The 16,562-nt window shown below is 43.2% G+C and carries 15 protein-coding genes; 8 read left to right on the top strand and 7 right to left on the bottom strand.

Going from position 1 to position 16,562, the window contains the following annotated elements:
• The first annotated feature begins 2 nt into the window (after positions 1-2).
• The 4 genes from NXZ84_RS13440 to NXZ84_RS13425 are packed head-to-tail and all read left to right on the top strand — an operon-like array spanning position 3 to position 2,977.
• Positions 3-389, top strand: coding sequence for a GntR family transcriptional regulator (locus NXZ84_RS13440; RefSeq protein WP_258840851.1), 387 nt, complete (start codon positions 3-5; stop codon positions 387-389).
• Complete coding sequence (locus tag NXZ84_RS13435; protein WP_258840850.1) at positions 386-1,099, top strand: ATP-binding cassette domain-containing protein; 714 nt, start codon at positions 386-388, stop codon at positions 1,097-1,099. The genes NXZ84_RS13440 and NXZ84_RS13435 overlap by 4 nt, the downstream gene beginning before the upstream one ends.
• Positions 1,096-2,019, top strand: a complete 924-nt coding sequence (locus NXZ84_RS13430) for an ABC transporter ATP-binding protein (protein WP_258840849.1) — start codon at positions 1,096-1,098, stop codon at positions 2,017-2,019. The genes NXZ84_RS13435 and NXZ84_RS13430 overlap by 4 nt, the downstream gene beginning before the upstream one ends.
• A complete protein-coding gene (locus tag NXZ84_RS13425; RefSeq protein ID WP_258840848.1) occupies positions 2,012-2,977 on the top strand; it encodes an ABC transporter permease in 966 nt (321 codons plus the stop codon). Before NXZ84_RS13430 ends, NXZ84_RS13425 begins: the two co-directional genes overlap by 8 nt.
• 180 nt (positions 2,978-3,157) lie before the next feature.
• Here NXZ84_RS13425 and NXZ84_RS13420 read toward each other — a convergent pair whose 3' ends face one another.
• Together NXZ84_RS13420 and NXZ84_RS13415 are read right to left on the bottom strand one after the other, a co-directional pair.
• Complete coding sequence (locus NXZ84_RS13420; RefSeq protein WP_258840847.1) at positions 3,158-3,802, bottom strand: TetR/AcrR family transcriptional regulator; 645 nt, start codon at positions 3,800-3,802, stop codon at positions 3,158-3,160.
• A 316-nt stretch (positions 3,803-4,118) separates the two neighbouring features.
• The gene (locus tag NXZ84_RS13415) at positions 4,119-4,901 is read right to left on the bottom strand and encodes an SDR family NAD(P)-dependent oxidoreductase (protein ID WP_258840846.1); all 783 of its coding nucleotides are present in this window, start codon (positions 4,899-4,901) and stop codon (positions 4,119-4,121) included.
• A gap of 658 nt (positions 4,902-5,559) precedes the next feature.
• Between NXZ84_RS13415 and NXZ84_RS13410 the strand changes: the two genes are divergently transcribed.
• From NXZ84_RS13410 to NXZ84_RS13395, 4 genes are all read left to right on the top strand, one after another.
• Positions 5,560-7,398: a S8 family serine peptidase gene (locus tag NXZ84_RS13410; protein WP_258840845.1), complete on the top strand. Its 1,839-nt coding sequence runs from the start codon at positions 5,560-5,562 to the stop codon at positions 7,396-7,398.
• Between the two features lie 817 nt (positions 7,399-8,215).
• Positions 8,216-9,493 (top strand): S8 family peptidase, encoded by a 1,278-nt coding sequence (locus NXZ84_RS13405; protein WP_258840844.1) that lies wholly within the window; start codon positions 8,216-8,218, stop codon positions 9,491-9,493.
• 361 nt (positions 9,494-9,854) lie between these two features.
• Complete coding sequence (locus tag NXZ84_RS13400) at positions 9,855-10,781, top strand: ABC transporter ATP-binding protein (RefSeq protein WP_258840843.1); 927 nt, start codon at positions 9,855-9,857, stop codon at positions 10,779-10,781.
• Positions 10,774-11,751 (top strand): ABC transporter permease, encoded by a 978-nt coding sequence (locus NXZ84_RS13395; RefSeq protein WP_258840842.1) that lies wholly within the window; start codon positions 10,774-10,776, stop codon positions 11,749-11,751. Before NXZ84_RS13400 ends, NXZ84_RS13395 begins: the two co-directional genes overlap by 8 nt.
• Before the next feature lie 141 nt (positions 11,752-11,892).
• Here NXZ84_RS13395 and tuf read toward each other — a convergent pair whose 3' ends face one another.
• The 5 genes from tuf to NXZ84_RS13370 all read right to left on the bottom strand — a co-directional run bounded on the left by tuf (position 11,893) and on the right by NXZ84_RS13370 (position 16,553).
• Entirely contained in the window at positions 11,893-13,086 is a 1,194-nt protein-coding gene (gene tuf / locus NXZ84_RS13390) for an elongation factor Tu (protein ID WP_258840841.1), read from the bottom strand.
• Positions 13,087-13,156: 70 nt separating this feature from the next.
• A complete protein-coding gene (gene fusA / locus NXZ84_RS13385; RefSeq protein WP_258840840.1) occupies positions 13,157-15,229 on the bottom strand; it encodes an elongation factor G in 2,073 nt (690 codons plus the stop codon).
• 40 nt (positions 15,230-15,269) lie between these two features.
• A complete protein-coding gene (gene rpsG, locus NXZ84_RS13380) occupies positions 15,270-15,740 on the bottom strand; it encodes a 30S ribosomal protein S7 (protein ID WP_258840839.1) in 471 nt (156 codons plus the stop codon).
• Between the two features lie 46 nt (positions 15,741-15,786).
• The gene (gene rpsL, locus NXZ84_RS13375) at positions 15,787-16,200 is read right to left on the bottom strand and encodes a 30S ribosomal protein S12 (RefSeq protein WP_258840838.1); all 414 of its coding nucleotides are present in this window, start codon (positions 16,198-16,200) and stop codon (positions 15,787-15,789) included.
• 89 nt (positions 16,201-16,289) lie between these two features.
• Positions 16,290-16,553 carry a 50S ribosomal protein L7ae-like protein gene (locus NXZ84_RS13370; protein ID WP_258840837.1) on the bottom strand — a complete coding sequence of 88 codons (264 nt, stop codon included), beginning with the start codon at positions 16,551-16,553 and terminating at the stop codon, positions 16,290-16,292.
• Positions 16,554-16,562 lie beyond the last annotated feature (9 nt).

The following is a 16,562-nucleotide window of genomic DNA, read 5'->3' as shown; positions in this document are numbered from 1 at the left end:
ACATGAATGGATTTGACGGCTCACAGCCCATCTATCTACAACTCGCCCATCGAATTCAACGACAAGTTATAAGTGGTGAGTTACAGCCAGGAGAAAAACTTCCCTCCGTACGCGAACTCGCCTTACAAGTAAATCTCAATCCCAATACCGTCTCACAATCGTACAAAGAATTACAAAGAGAAGGAGTGGTGGAGATGCGCCGCGGGCAAGGCACTTTTATCACCGACGATCAAGAACGCTTAGAGCAGTTACGTCATCAATTGTGCTCACACGAAATGGAGCTCTTCTTTGCCAAGATGAAAGAGATGGGGTTTGAACCACAGGAGATTATGCACACGCTGAGTCAATTCATAAAAAATCAGACTGAAGAAGGGAAGAACACCAGATGATCACCTTTAATCACGTACAAAAACGTTATCTCAACAAAACAGCTCTTCACAACATTAATATCTCCATCCCCACGGGTAAGATTATTGGCGTTCTCGGTGAAAATGGGAGTGGCAAGTCGACCCTTCTCAAACTTATTGCTGGACTTGCCAAACCGACAAAGGGAACCATCACCGTTGATAAACAACTCGTCACACGCACAATCGCCGCCCGCATCGCTTTTTTGACAGATAAAGAGATGCATTATCCCATGTATACAGTAGAGGAGATGATTCATTATTATGCCAGTCAATTCCCAGACTTTGACACAACAAAAGCATCTAAGGTAGCTACCCATCTTCAAATTCCTATGACACGGAAGGTAAGTAGCCTCTCTAAAGGAACTCAAGGACGTGTCAAGCTCATGCTCACCCTTGCCCGCAATGCCCCCTATATCTTGATGGATGAGCCTCTTTCTGGACTCGACCCAATGGTGCGACAGTCCATCATTCATGGACTGCTCTCCTTCGTCAATCTGGAAGAACAGACTGTTTTATTAGCCACACATGAGGTGCAAGAAGTGGAGCCCATTTTAGATATGGTACTCGCAATTCGTGCGGGTGAAGTTCTCAAGTTGGAAGAAGCAGACCAAATTCGCTCCCAAGCCAATATGAGTATTACCCAGTGGATGCATCACACTTATACTACTCACCCAACGGAGGTCACATCATGAAGACTCAACCTGTTCTTGAAGTAAAAAAACTGCGCAAAGTGATTGGCAGAAAACCGATTATTCATGATCTCAACTTAAGCGTTTACCCCGGGGAAGTGTTTGGCTTCCTCGGTCCCAATGGGGCAGGAAAAACAACAACGATTCGAATGATCGTCGGTCTCATCTCGATGAGTGCAGGCCAAGTCATCATCCAAGGATCTGATCTCAAACAAGATTTTGAGAGCGCACTCTCCCATGTGGGGGGAATTGTAGAAAATCCTGAACTGTATCCCTTTCTAACTGGATACAAAAACCTACTTCATTTTTGGCGTATGTGTAATGGAGTAAAAAAGGAGCGCATCGACGAAGTCGTCCGCCTTGTCGGATTGGAAAAACGCATCCATGATAAAGTGAAAACTTACTCTCTCGGGATGCGACAACGGCTGGGATTAGCACAAGCCTTACTTCACTCTCCCTCCCTTCTCATCTTAGACGAGCCAACAAACGGACTCGACCCTGCCGGCATCCGTGAAATTCGCCAATACTTACGTTCGATTGCTCACGAAGAACAGATGGCGATCCTCGTCTCTAGTCATCTGCTAAGCGAGATGGAGATGATGTGCGACCGCATCGGTATTTTGCAAGCAGGCAAACTAATTGATATTAAGGAAGTAGCACAGTGGAAGGAACAACAACTTACCACTCTTATCCTTCAAGTAGATGCACCCTCAAACGTATACGCCTATATCTCACATACGTTCCCTGAGTATAAGACTGCCATCAGTGGAGACCAACTCACCCTTTTGCTCGAGCGCGAACACATTCCTTCTCTGCTGCAAACCCTCACAGTAGAAGGATTTCAAATATTGGATATACAGATGGGGCAACGCACACTCGAAGACACATTCTTAGAGATAACAGGAGGAAAACAGATTGGTTAAACTCTTACGCTTGATACAAAATGAAAATATGAAGACTTTTAACCGTATCGGAACCTATATTATGATCGCTTTGCTTCTTCTCGCCTCCCTCGGGTATACGATTGCCAATAAACAGCTCCATGCAGACAGCGCATTTGGAGAGATTCCGCAAAATCCGCAGTGGAAGGAAGAGCTACAATCACAAAACAATGAATATGCAAAAGTGATAGCTGACCCCAATCAAAACTATCGTTATAAACAAAATTTAGAGAACCGTATTGCTACTAATGAATATCGTCTTGCCCATAACCTACCTATCAGTGTAGATATGTGGTCATACCTCGATGAATCGCGCAATATCATCGTTCTCGTCACTCTCTTCGCAATATTCGCTGTTTCTACTAGTGTTGCGGGAGAATTTTCGTGGGGCACCATTAAACTTCTTCTGCTGCGTCCAATCAAGAGGAGGAAAATCCTGCTTGCTAAATATCTCTCCTCACTTTACTATGCGCTCACTCTACTCACTTTGCTCTTTGTTTCTTCCCTCATTTTCGGCGGCATTTTCTTCGGATGGAGCTCCCCCTCCATAGCTCTTACCATCGTAGAAGGAGAAGTAATCGAAAAGAGCATGTTCTTAAAAGCGTTGACCAACTATGGATACTCCATTGTTGAAATGGTGATGATGGTCTCATTCGCTTTTATGATATCCACCTTATTTCGTAGTAGTTCTATGGCAACAGGCGTCTCTATCGCCCTATATTTATCAAGCTCTACGATAACAGGAATTCTTCTCGGAATGAATATCGAATGGGTAAAGTACTCTTTTCTCACCAATTTACGACTAGATATGTATGCCACCCATAGTCCCTTCTTTGAAGACATGACCCTCCCTTTCTCTGTCACCATTCTTTCGATCCACCTCCTCCTCTTCCTCCTCGTTTCCTGGACTGTCTTCCAGAGGCGAGATGTTACCAATTAGACTACACCAAGGAGCTCTTCATGGGCTCCTTCTTAAAATATCACCTTACTTAAGGAGACCGAAGAGCTCTTTCCCCACGTCTGAGGTGTTGATAGGATAAAGCCCCCCTCTTAGTGAAAGGGAGGCTTTATCTACATAAAAGTAATCATTAGTTTATTTGTATATATCGTATAGAGATAGTTATTTGTTTAATAATCCGTGTGCCAATTGAATACCGGCTTGTAAGAATGAATCACGGAAGTTAGGTGGAACATACTCCATATTACAATTAGCAAGCGCTTTTATTTGATACTCTGTTAAACATGTCATGGGATATAATCCTTGTGCCAGCGCAAACGAACTTACCAAGAATTGTTGAAGTTCTTGCTCAGTAGCAGCAGGAAAAAGCCCTTGTAACAATAGATAACACCGTTGTTGAACGGCTAGCATACCTCTTTTAAACTTGGCAAGCGCTTCGATTGATACGTTTTTTTCTAATACAGTAAATAAAATCGAAAGCAAACTTAACAAGCGTTGATTTCGGACCAGCGCATCCGTCCATACCTCCATGATCTCCTCAACAGCATACGACCTTCTCACATGAAAGGAAGCCTCTACATTCTCATACCATGAGTATAGATCACTCAATAAGATTTCCAGCAGAATTTCTTCTTTACTTGTAAAATAAATATACAGATTGGATCTAGAGAACCCTGTCTCTTTGGCAATAGCAGCGAAAGTAATCTCTTCATATGGAACTGTATCATATAATCGGGCGGTAGCTTCCATTACTTCTTCTATTCTTTTTTGTTTCTGCTCGCTTGTTCGAGCTCGCGAAAACCCCATTTCTATCACTCCTTGTCGCTTAAGGTGATGCAATGACATTTATCATAGAGAATGGGATTAAAACCCTCTTTTTAAAATGGGTGTTTTCAATCAGGTGGGTTAAATTTCTATACCTATTATTATCAATCAACTATATAAGCAAACTTACTCAAGTGTTGTTACATAATAAAAATAACACATATCCTTCCTCCAGGAAATGTGTCTTCTATCCAACGGTCCAACACAGGATCATTAGATAAGTTTGACCCGCAAGTAGTAGCTCGCGGGCTTTTCAGATTCTTTAGCTAATCATGTTTCAATCAGACTTATCGTAAATCTATTTTTCTTGTATGCGACGGACTGCTCTTAGTTGAAACCTCTTTGGAAAGAACGGCATAGTGGCAATTTGTATACGCTGCAACAAATTAAGACCGGAGATTACATTAAGCTTGCCTTCTATCATTCCTTCGTATCCATCCTTCGCCACTATGCTTGCACTTATTGGTTTCTTAAACAATGCCGTATTATTTAAACCGGCGGTGTTTTCAAACTCAGATTCCGTTGCACCAGGTAAAAGTGCTGTAACCGTAATTTTAGTATCATTCAGTTCTTCTGCGATCGCATTGCTAAACGAGGTTACAAAAGCCTTGCTTGCAAAGTAAATAGCCTGCATTGGACCTGCCATCAAACTGGCTGTGGATGAAATATTTAAGATTTTACCTTCATTGCGCTTTACAAAATCGGGTAAAAACAGCCTTGTAAGTGCTGTTAAAGCCACCACATTCAGATTGATCATGGATAGATCTTCTTCCCACGAGCGCTCATGAAATTTGCCGTGACCCCCAAAACCTGCATTGTTAATCAAATAATTTACTTCGACACCTGCCTGTTTCACCTCTTCGTATATTTCTGTGGGTGCGTTAGGTAAAGTTAGATCTTTTTTGATTAGCAATACGTTAACACCATATTGCTTTTCTAAATCTTTCTTAAGTGCCTTCAGTTTATCTTCACGCCTAGCCACAATGACCAAATCACCACCATGCGCAGCGTGAATACGAGCTAATTCATATCCAATACCACTTGATGCTCCTGTAATGAGGGCTGTTTTATTGCTCTTCATCATCAACCTACTCCTTTTGTAAGTGTAAATATAATAAAAATCGGACAGCGCATTCGAAAACTTTTAGTCCATTGGAGAGTGAGCCACCTTTACTACTCCTCAGCATCATCGATCTTCTTTTATAAACGACTCGTCGTTAATTAGAATATTAAATGACACTACGTCAGTTGTCAACACCGACACAGAATATAAACCAACCCACTGTATATAATAAATTTTATTATTTCCATTTTTATGAGTAATATATAAGGATTAAGTATCAAAATAGAGAATAAAGTTCCAGGTTATTAAATTTTTAAGTTTAACTACATATAGGTAAAGGATCTCGCATGATTACTCTACATCGGCTGATATTATTTGATGAATTTTCCTTCCTGGTTTTTGCACTGATAACCACAAACTTCTACTTTTTTCTAAAAAATTATCTATTTTATATTTACTTATTAATTTTCTTAATTTATTATAGTAAATAAGTCTTTTGATTAGAGTATCGCTATACTAAATTCTATTCCGATAGGTTGGCACCTGCAAACCTCCATATCCAACTATACTTTGTACTTATTCTCATCTTCCTCTGAGGTACGTTACATAACTGCACGCCGAAGATAGAATATAGCGACTCTTCTCACAGCAAATTTAAAATAAAAAGGAGAAAGACATGAACAAATCAAAATCGACGATCGCTTTACTCACCACATTGGGATTAGCCTTCACACTTCCCTTTTCACAGCCCTCAGCAGTAGAAGCCACTGAGAAAAATAGCAGTGCGGAAATTATTGTAAAATTCAAAGATGACACTTCTAGTATGAGTAAGAAAAGCCTCCATAAGTCCGAAACAGCTAATATTCTCTCACAAAACAACACACTCGACTTTGACGTTGTCGAAGTGGAAGGGGAGAGTGTAGCAGAAGCGATTAAAGACTATGAAAAAATGGCACAAGTAGAATATGCAGAACCAATCATCACGTATTCTGCCGACTGGACACCAGATGATCCTTACTATCGCTCAGGACAATACGGGCCGCAAAACATGCAACTTCCAGCTGCGTGGGAAATCACCCGCGGAAACAGCGGTGTTATTGTAGCTGTCATCGACAGCGGTGTCGAAGCCAATCACCCTGATCTACAAGGACAAGTGATCCAAGGGTACGATTATATAGATAATGATCCCGATGCAAGTGATGTGCACGGTCATGGTACCCACGTTGCGGGTACGGTTGCCGCAAGTACCAATAACCGGATCGGTGTAGCCGGCGTTGCTCCAAATGTAAAAATTATGCCAGTCCGTGTTTTGAACGATGAAGGATACGGTACCAATGAACAAGTAGCAAACGGGATTCTTTATGCCGTTAATAACGGAGCAGATGTGATCAATATGAGCCTCGGAGATCCCGAACCGTCTCAACTAATCGAAGACGCCGTCAACTATGCCTGGAGTAAAGGTGTAGTTATTGTAGCCTCTGCCGGGAATAAATCAACGAATAAACCAAACTATCCAGGAACATACGATCGCTCAATTGCCGTTGCCGCTTTGGATGAAAATGATCGCATCGCTAATTTCTCCAATTACGGAGATTGGGTCGATGTCGCCGCTCCTGGGGTCGATATCCTCTCCACCACCATCGGAGGCGGGTATGGGGAGAAAAGCGGTACTTCAATGGCTGCTCCCCATGTAGCAGGAGTTGCCGCACTGCTCGCATCACAGGGGATGTCTCATACAGAAATTCGAGCGGCACTAGAAAGCACCGCCGACCACATCCCAAACACAGGTAATCTATGGATCCACGGTAAAGTAAATGCCCTAAAAGCATTAGGTGGAGATGCTTATGAACCAAATGACTCCCGTCAGGAAGCAAAACAGGTCTCTTCGGGTAAAAGCTATTCCAGTCTAATCAGTAGCAACGTTGATACGGATTGGTTCACGTTTAAAAGTGATCGCGGTGGTAATATCTCCGCTTCCTTAACAAGCCTTCCAGCTGACTATGACCTCTATCTCTACAACTCCCGGGGAAGTCTCATTGCAAAATCTGAGAATGGTAGAACCACGAGTGAAGAACTCTCATACAGCGCTAGTGGTGCTGGAACTTACTATGTTAAAGTCTCTGGCTATAATGGTGCGATGGATGCTTTCGACACCTATTCTCTAAAACTATCCTACACAGGGGAAGATGACGGAGAAGAAGATCCTAAGCGCACAGAACTGGATAAATCCTATGATAGCCCTCACCCCTACAGCAATAACTACAACAAAAGTGATACCTATACAAAGGCAGGTGCATCCAAAGTAGGGTTGCACTTCACCAAGATTGATACAGAAGCAACCTACGATTTCGTCTACATCAAAAATGCCGACGGAGAGATAAAGCACACCTTTGACGGTAAAAAAGAAGATTTTTGGGTTTACGTTGATGGTGATACGATTACCGCCAACCTCGTCACCGATTTCTCCGTCAGTGGATACGGTTATTCCATTGATAAAGTGGCTTACTACGAGTAAACAATCGTATTCTCGTCCTTTCATACAAATAAATAGCCCGCCACGATCTCATGAGATCGTGGCGGGCTATTTAAGGTTGAGAGCAGTATCGAGGGTCTACACTCATATTGAAAGGTGAATTTTGTGTTTATTCTTTGTTTAAACGGGTATTACACACTAACTTCATATTTCACTAATATATATAAACATCTCGATTTATTATCCCAGAAGAGTTATAAAAACTCTCTAGGTGTATGCAGATGAAAACTTGCAACACCTACTGTGATAGCAAAGAATATGCAAGACTCATCCCAACACTCACACCCATCTCTTATCAACTAATATTTTTGTTGCTATTTTTGTTATATTAAAGACTTGAATTTGTACACTTCACAAAGCAGTGGTGAGCTGGACTGCATATTATTTCACACAGCACCGACCTCATAATACAGATATAACAAGATGTGACTACACCTTTTCTCATCATAGTAGGGTAAGAGATGAATTCTCCCATTCTATTATGCTATATATTTCTATTTTCCCTATATAAGGTATTAAATAAACCAAATTATACTAAATACTTGCACCAGCAAAAATTATTACGCTTAAATTAAAAAAATTGATTGATTCATATTTACAAATCAAAATGAATGCTTTATCATAGTGAAAAGATGAGCTGCAAGGAAAAAAAGACATTTCAGGATAGGTTCCTATCAATCTATTGAATCTCATACTTATCATCACACGCTCATTCTTGCCTTGCTTTTATACTTATCAAGTAGCAAAGCATAGGGAAAATCGCATCTTTGATGCAATATTTTAAAAAAGGAGTTTTTCGATGAAAGGTACAAAGCAAGCTTTCTCAATATTTGCCGCTGTGGGACTAGCTGTAACACTCCCACTATCTAACAATCTTCCCGCGGTAGGATTGGACACTGCCTCGGCGGAAACAAAGTCCTCCGATGAGATTGTAGTCAAGTTTAGCGATAAAACTTCAGAAAAAGTAAGAAAATCGATCCACCGTGCAGAGAAATCTAACGTGTTGGAGCAGAATGAAAGCCTTGACTTTGATGTTGTCGAAGTAGAAGGTCAGTCCGTTGAAGAAGCAATCGCTGAGTACAGTGACATGGAAAATGTTGAGTATGCAGAGCCAATTATCGAGTACAAAGCATCCTGGACTCCAGATGACCCTATGTACGAATCTGATCAATACGGCCCGCAAAATATGAGTGTTCCAGAAGTATGGGATACAACCAAGGGCAGTAGCGATACAGTTGTCGCTGTCATCGATACTGGTGTACAAAGTGATCATCCTGACCTTAGTGGAAAAGTAATCGAAGGATATGACTTCGTAGACGATGATAACGATGCTTCCGACGAGCAAGGTCATGGCACCCACGTTGCAGGTACAATTGGAGCTGCAACCAATAACGGTATTGGAGTAGCTGGCGTAGCACCTGAAGTGCAAATCATGCCTGTACGCGTACTAGATGCAAACGGTTCGGGTACAAATGAATCCGTTGCTAATGGAATTACCTACGCTGCCGATAATGGTGCACAAGTGATTAACCTAAGTCTGGGTGGTCCTCAATCTTCCCAAGTAATCGAAGATGCAGTTGAATATGCAGTCAGCAAAGGTGTGCTTGTTGTAGCCGCTGCCGGTAACGAATCCACATCTTCTCCGTCTTACCCAGCCTATTATGAAGGTGCACTGTCAGTTGCAGCTGTCGATGCTAATGACACCATCGCTGATTTCTCCAACTATGGTGACTGGGTAGATGTAGCAGCTCCTGGAGTAGACATCATCTCGACCGAATTAAACGGAGAGTACGTGAAATACAGTGGAACCTCTATGGCTTCCCCACACGTAGCTGGTGTAGCAGCACTTCTCTCTTCACAAGGAATGGCAGCTGATGAGATTCGCGATTCTATCCAAAGTTCTGCGGATCAAATCGATGGTACCGGTGATAAGTGGACCTATGGTCGCGTGAATGCAGCAAAAGCGATCGGTTCTGACAACGGTGGCGATAATGGCAATGGTGAAGAAGAAGAAACTACGCAAGATGATGACAATATGAGCTGGTATGACTGGTTTTACGAGTGGCTTAACCGTTAATTCCATCTAAAGTTCGCACTCTATCCCTATTTAACATGGATTTACTATAAGTAGATCCCCATTACTAGCTAACAACTGCTAGAAAGAGTAAATACCCTACTTCGTTACTATCCCCAACGGAGTAGGGTATTTATATATAAAAGGAAGATCTTGTGTAAATATTTGTTGATTTTTACGATCGCTGTGATTATGATATTCTTATATCAATAGAAATAGATAAACATTTTTTTGCTAGCTGTCCTTAATAAATAAAGCCCGCCATCTTTTTAGGAAGCAGCATGAACCGTAATCATTATATTTTTTCTATTATTTATAGTTTCTAAATACAGATGTGATGATCTTACCAAAGGAGGCTACATCGATGCAGAAGCAACCGGTCTTACAGTTACAACATTTAACCAAGAAAATCGGGAAAAAGACCATTATTCACGATCTTAGTATGGATATATATCCGGGTGAGGTGTTTGGTTTTCTTGGTCCCAATGGGGCGGGGAAAACGACAACCATACGCATGATTGTTGGTCTGATGGGGATGACCAGTGGGAAAGTGATCATTAATGGTATCAATTTGAAACAAGACTTTGCAAAAGCGATTTCCCAAGTGGGAGCCATTGTTGAAAACCCAGAACTGTATCCCTTTCTAACGGGGCATCAAAATCTCGTTCATTATTGGCGTATGTGTAGCGGGGTCAACCGACGGCGAATCAATCACGTGATACGTCTCGTTGGATTGGAAAAACGTATCCACGAAAAAGTAAAAACCTACTCGTTAGGGATGAGACAACGTCTAGGTCTAGCACAAGCACTTTTACATTCTCCTTCGGTACTGATTCTGGACGAGCCTACCAACGGCTTAGATCCCGCTGGAATTCGCGAGATTCGTCAATACTTGCGCAAACTAACCAAGGAAGAAAATATTGCGATCATCGTCTCTAGTCACCTCCTCTCCGAGATGGAGATGATGTGTGACCGTATCGGTATCATTCAGGAAGGAAAGTTGGTTGATATTAAGGAGATTAGAGAATTTGTCTCCGCTGAAACAGAACAAAAAATCATGTTAGAAGTAGAGCCGATCGCAGAGGCAAAGCGATTACTCGCTACTTATCTTCCAGACCAAAAGCCCGTTCTTACAGACGATGGCTTGCAGCTTGCTCTTCAACGCGAGCAAATTCCTGAGCTTGTTCACCTCCTTGTCAGCCATCAAATTGCGATCTACAGCATCCAACCAACAACACTTACACTTGAAGATAAATTTTTAGAAGTGACAGGAGGGACGAACATTGGCTAATTTAATCCGGCTTATTCAAAATGAAAACATGAAAACATACCGTCGCATCGGAACGTTGGTCATGATTGGCCTTATTCTTCTCGCTTCTCTCGCACATGCTATGCTTAGCAAGCATCAAGCGACCGGTTCCGTCTTTGGCGATATTAAGGTAAACAATGAATGGCAAGAGTCACTTAAAGAAGAGAACAACCATTTACAACAGAGCCTAAATAACTCTGAAGACCTACCTGCCGATGTTATGGAGCAATGGGAAGAACAGATTGCTCTCAATCAATATCGACTCGACCATGATCTTCCACCGACAGAGTCTACATTCTGGGGCTTTATGAATCAGTCTGTCGGCCTCGTTACACTTATCATCTTGTTTACGGTTATCGTCTCTTCCATCAGTATCGCTGGAGAGTTTTCTTGGGGCACCATCAAGCTCCTTCTGATTCGTTCAGCTTCTCGTAGCAAGATTTTACTCTCTAAATACATCTCATCATTTCTGTTTGCGCTTAGCCTTCTCTTACTCACTTTTATTAGCTCTTTTCTCTTTGGGGCCCTCCTCTTTGGCTTTGATCAAGTAGATTCAGCAAAACTGTTATATCAAGATGGCAAAGTGATTGAGAAGAGTATGATCGCAAGTGTGCTTGGAGAATATGGATTAGCTACGATTTCTCTACTCATCATTGTAACGTTCGCATTTGCCATTTCGAGTATTTTCCGTAGCAGTGCTGTCGCTATTGGTACATCTATCTTCCTAATGTTTGCCAGTCAACCTGTCATCGTCATCGCCTCTATCCAAGATATAAACTTTGTAAAGTATTACTTCCTAGCCAATACCGATTTAAGTATATATCTATCCAATTCACCACCTTACTTCGACGGGCAAACATTATCATTTTCACTCGCTATCCTCGCTATCCATTGGATCATTTTTATTGCCGTCTCTTGGATTGTCTTTAACAAACGTGATATCGCAGCTTAAGTACTACCAAGGGAGCGAAGGTTCGCTCCCTTTTTCTATTGCAACAACGAACTCCGCTTTGACTCTATCTACTTCTTTTCATAAACAAAAAAACAACCCCTCACAAGTTGGATAACTTGTGAGGGGTTGATCACATAAGAATTACTCGGTGATTTTGGTTACGGCACCAGCACCTACGGTGCGGCCACCTTCGCGAATCGCGAAGCGAGTACCGTCTTCAATCGCGATTGGCGCGATCAATTCAACGGTCATTTCGATGTTGTCACCAGGCATTACCATTTCGGTACCTTCTGGCAAGTGGATAACACCTGTTACGTCCGTGGTACGGAAGTAGAACTGTGGACGGTAACCGTTAAAGAACGGGGTGTGACGTCCACCTTCATCCTTGCCAAGTACGTATACTTGTGCTTCAAACTTGGTGTGTGGGTTTACCGAACCTGGCTTGGCCAATACTTGACCACGCTGGATTTGTTCACGGTCAACACCACGCAGAAGCGCACCAATGTTATCGCCAGCTTCAGCGGAATCAAGAAGCTTACGGAACATCTCTACACCAGTAACGGTGGTTTTTTTGGTTTCTTCAGCCATACCTACGATTTCGATTTCGTCACCTACGGTGATGGTTCCACGCTCTACACGACCGGTAGCAACGGTACCACGACCCGTAATGGTGAATACGTCCTCAACAGGCATCAAGAAAGGCTTTGCATTATCACGTTCTGGGGTTGGAACGAACTCGTCCACAGCCGCCATCAATTCGAGAATTTTATCGCCATACTCGCCTTCTGGATCTTCCAAAGCGCGTAGTGCGGAACCTGCAACTACAGGTACATCGTCACCAGGGAAGTTGTACTCGGAAAGAAGTTCACGAACTTCCATTTCAACGAGTTCCAACAACTCTTCATCGTCAACCATATCTACTTTGTTCAAGAAGACAACGATATGTTCAACGCCTACTTGGTTAGAGAGCAAGATGTGCTCACGGGTTTGTGGCATTGGACCATCAGCTGCGGATACAACCAAGATGGAACCGTCCATTTGTGCCGCACCGGTGATCATGTTTTTCACGTAGTCAGCGTGACCTGGGCAGTCAACGTGAGCATAGTGACGGTTTTCAGTTTCGTATTCTACGTGCGAGGTTGCGATCGTAATCCCACGCTCTCTTTCTTCAGGAGCGTTATCGATTTGATCAAATGCTTGCGCAGTACCGCTACCGCTACGTACTGCCAATACAGTGGTGATAGCTGCAGTCAAAGTGGTTTTACCGTGGTCAACGTGACCGATGGTTCCCACGTTTACGTGGGGCTTAGAACGCTCAAACTTTTCTCTTGCCATGATTAAAATCCTCCTTTAGTAGATAAAAATAGATTATGCTCTTTATAGTAAAGGGTAAGAGCTAACAAAATCAAGAGCCGTTGGCAATGATCTCTTCAGCAATACTCTTCGGTACTTCTTCATAGTGATCAAACTGCATGGAGTAGTTTCCACGTCCTTGCGTACGTGAGCGTAGAGTGGTCGCATAACCGAACATTTCAGCCAGCGGAACCATCGCATTGATCACTTGTGCACCAGCACGAGTGGTCATTCCCTCAACACGTCCACGACGGGAGTTTACATCACCCATGATGTCACCCATGAATTCTTCTGGAACTGTAACTTCAACTTTCATCACAGGCTCTAAAAGAACCGGGTTACACTTGGATTTAGCTGCTTTAAGCGCCATCGAACCGGCAATCTTAAACGCCATCTCCGAGGAGTCAACATCATGGTAAGAACCATCAACCAATCTCGCACGGATATCAACCAATGGATAACCGGCAAGAACACCGTTTTGCATGGATTCTTCGATCCCATTTTGTACTGCTGGGATGTATTCGCGTGGAACAACACCACCCACGATTTTGTTGACAAATTCAAAACCGCCGCCTTCGTCGGTATTCGGTTCAAATTCTACCCAAACGTGACCATATTGTCCACGTCCACCAGACTGACGAACAAATTTTCCTTCCACTTTAGCTGCGGAGCGGAAAGTTTCTCTGTACGCAACCTGAGGTTTACCAACGTTGGCATCAACTTTAAACTCACGTCTCAACCGGTCAACAATGATATCAAGGTGGAGTTCACCCATCCCTTTAATGATCGTCTGTCCGGTCTCTTCGTTCGTCATCGTTTTGAAGGTTGGATCTTCTTCTGCCAACTTAGCGAGCGCCATCGACATTTTATCTTGGTCACTCTTTGTCTTCGGCTCGATCGCGATTTCAATAACCGGATCTGGGAAGATCATCGACTCCAAGATAATTGGGCTTTTCTCTTCGCACAAGGTGTCTCCAGTTCCAGTATCTTTCAACCCTACTGCGGCAGCGATATCCCCAGCGTATACGGTTTTGATCTCCTCCCGCGAATTAGCGTGCATCTGTAGGATACGACCCACACGCTCACGCTTATCTTTGGTGGAGTTTAATACGTACGAACCGGAATCCAAGGTACCTGAGTACACACGGAAGAAGGTTAATTTCCCAACATAAGGGTCAGTCATGATTTTGAAAGCCAAAGCAGCAAACGGTTGGTTATCATCCGATTCCCGTTTTTCTTCCGTACCATCTGGCAGTTCCCCTTGGATTGCCCGAACATCGAGCGGAGACGGCATATATTCTACAACCGCATCCAATAGGAGCTGTACACCCTTGTTTTTATAAGAAGAACCACAGAGTACAGGAATGATTTCAACGTTACATACGCCCTTACGTAAAGCCGATTTCATTTCTTCTACTGTTAACTCTTCGCCTTCTAAGTATTTCTCCATCAACTCTTCTTGCAATTCAGCCACTGCTTCGATGAGGATGGTACGATACTCTTCAGCTAGTTCTTGATATTCTGCAGGAATTTCACGCTTCTCAGCGCGGGTTCCCAAATCATCTTCATAAAAATAAGCACAGTTTTCGATGAGATCAATAATACCTTCAAACTCATCTTCTTTACCGATCGGCAATTGAATTGGTACTGCATTTGCACCCAATTGCTCTTTCATCTGACTCACTGCACCCAAGAAATCCGCACCGATAATATCCATCTTATTTACATAAGCGATACGTGGGACTTCGTACTTGTCAGCTTGACGCCATACAGTTTCAGACTGAGGTTCTACGCCACCTTTAGCGCAGAAAACCCCAACCGCTCCATCCAATACACGAAGGGAACGCTCCACCTCAACAGTAAAGTCAACGTGACCTGGGGTATCAATGATGTTAACCCGGTGGTCTTTCCACTGAGCCGTGGTAGCGGCGGATGTAATGGTGATCCCCCGCTCTTGTTCTTGCTCCATCCAGTCCATCGTTGCGGCACCTTCATGTACCTCACCAATTTTGTGAACGCGACCAGTATAGAACAACACACGCTCAGTCGTTGTTGTCTTTCCTGCGTCGATGTGCGCCATGATCCCGATATTGCGTGTATCTTTCAAGGAGAACTCACGTGCCATCGAACATACTCCTTTCGCTATTTACACAAAGAGTTCGTTTCTACCAACGATAATGTGCAAATGCTCGGTTTGCTTCTGCCATACGGTGAACGTCTTCTTTTTTCTTCACAGCTGAACCCGCGCTGTTGGCAGCATCTAGGATTTCTCCAGCTAGACGTTCTTGCATGGTTTTTTCACCACGAAGACGTGCATAGCTTACCAACCAACGCAGTCCCAAACTGGTACGACGCTCCGGCTTTACTTCTACTGGTACTTGGTAGTTTGCACCACCTACACGGCGTGCTTTTACTTCCAAGACTGGCATAATGTTTTTCAATGCTTGTTCAAATACTTCCATAGGATCTTTCCCAGAACGAGCACGAATCAAATCAAATGCATCATATAAAATCCGCTGGGCCTTACCTTTTCTCCCATCCAACATCAGACGGTTGATCAAACGGGTAACCAACTTGCTGTTATACATCGGATCTGGCAATACTTCCCGGCGATCTACTGGACCTTTACGAGGCATGATTCCCCCCCCTTTACTGTAATCTATTGTAATTTATATTATCATGTTATTTTTTAGGGCGTTTCGCACCATACTTGGAGCGAGCTTGCATACGATCCTTCACACCGGATGTATCCAATGCACCACGAACGATGTGATAGCGTACACCAGGCAAGTCTTTTACACGACCGCCACGTACCAATACCACGGAGTGCTCTTGCAGGTTGTGACCAATCCCTGGAATGTAGGCAGTCACTTCGATCCCATTGCTCAAGCGCACACGAGCGTATTTCCGCAACGCGGAGTTAGGCTTCTTCGGCGTCATCGTCCCTACACGGGTGCAGACCCCCCGTTTTTGTGGCGAACTTTGATTGGTAAACTCTTTGCGGAAGCTGTTATAGCCATACTGCAAAGCAGGTGCGTCCGATTTACTCGTTTTGCTTTTACGACCTTTACGTACCAACTGGTTAATTGTAGGCATCTTGTTGCACCTCCCTTTTTACGAAATTTAAGTCCACAGATCCAGGCGTTTTTTAAAAAAGCAGGCGAAACGAAACCCGTTCATTTCATTTACACGCTATCTGATATCGAAAGGATGGCAACCGTCGCCGCCCCCACCTCGATTCCACATGCTTTCCCTAACTTTTTCATCGAATCTACGAATTGTAGTTGAACCTTATGATCTTCGCACATCTGAACGATACCTTGCGTTATATGAGGTTCCGCATCCCGGGCTACGATCACCTCTAGTGCTTTCCCTTGTTCGATGGCTTTCTTCGTCTGCTTGGTTCCAATCAAACAACTCTTTGCTTGTTTCACTTTATCATAAGACATCGCACTCGC

It is taken from the genome of Mechercharimyces sp. CAU 1602, assembly GCF_024753565.1.
In the GTDB taxonomy this organism is placed as follows: domain Bacteria; phylum Bacillota; class Bacilli; order Thermoactinomycetales; family JANTPT01; genus Mechercharimyces.
The sequence above is the reverse complement of the archived record's forward strand: the minus strand, read 5'-3'. Positions and strand labels throughout refer to the sequence as shown.

Coding starts and splice junctions, on each gene's coding strand:
- NXZ84_RS13430 (WP_258840849.1), top strand. CDS start 1,096: ATGAAGACTCAACCTGTTCTTGAAGTAAAAAAACTGCGCAAAGTGATT.
- NXZ84_RS13435 (WP_258840850.1), top strand. CDS start 386: ATGATCACCTTTAATCACGTACAAAAACGTTATCTCAACAAAACAGCT.
- NXZ84_RS13405 (WP_258840844.1), top strand. CDS start 8,216: ATGAAAGGTACAAAGCAAGCTTTCTCAATATTTGCCGCTGTGGGACTA.
- NXZ84_RS13440 (WP_258840851.1), top strand. CDS start 3: ATGAATGGATTTGACGGCTCACAGCCCATCTATCTACAACTCGCCCAT.
- tuf (WP_258840841.1), bottom strand. CDS start 13,086: ATGGCAAGAGAAAAGTTTGAGCGTTCTAAGCCCCACGTAAACGTGGGA.
- rpsG (WP_258840839.1), bottom strand. CDS start 15,740: ATGCCTCGTAAAGGTCCAGTAGATCGCCGGGAAGTATTGCCAGATCCG.
- fusA (WP_258840840.1), bottom strand. CDS start 15,229: ATGGCACGTGAGTTCTCCTTGAAAGATACACGCAATATCGGGATCATG.
- rpsL (WP_258840838.1), bottom strand. CDS start 16,200: ATGCCTACAATTAACCAGTTGGTACGTAAAGGTCGTAAAAGCAAAACG.
- NXZ84_RS13420 (WP_258840847.1), bottom strand. CDS start 3,802: ATGGGGTTTTCGCGAGCTCGAACAAGCGAGCAGAAACAAAAAAGAATA.
- NXZ84_RS13370 (WP_258840837.1), bottom strand. CDS start 16,553: ATGTCTTATGATAAAGTGAAACAAGCAAAGAGTTGTTTGATTGGAACC.
- NXZ84_RS13400 (WP_258840843.1), top strand. CDS start 9,855: ATGCAGAAGCAACCGGTCTTACAGTTACAACATTTAACCAAGAAAATC.
- NXZ84_RS13415 (WP_258840846.1), bottom strand. CDS start 4,901: ATGAAGAGCAATAAAACAGCCCTCATTACAGGAGCATCAAGTGGTATT.
- NXZ84_RS13410 (WP_258840845.1), top strand. CDS start 5,560: ATGAACAAATCAAAATCGACGATCGCTTTACTCACCACATTGGGATTA.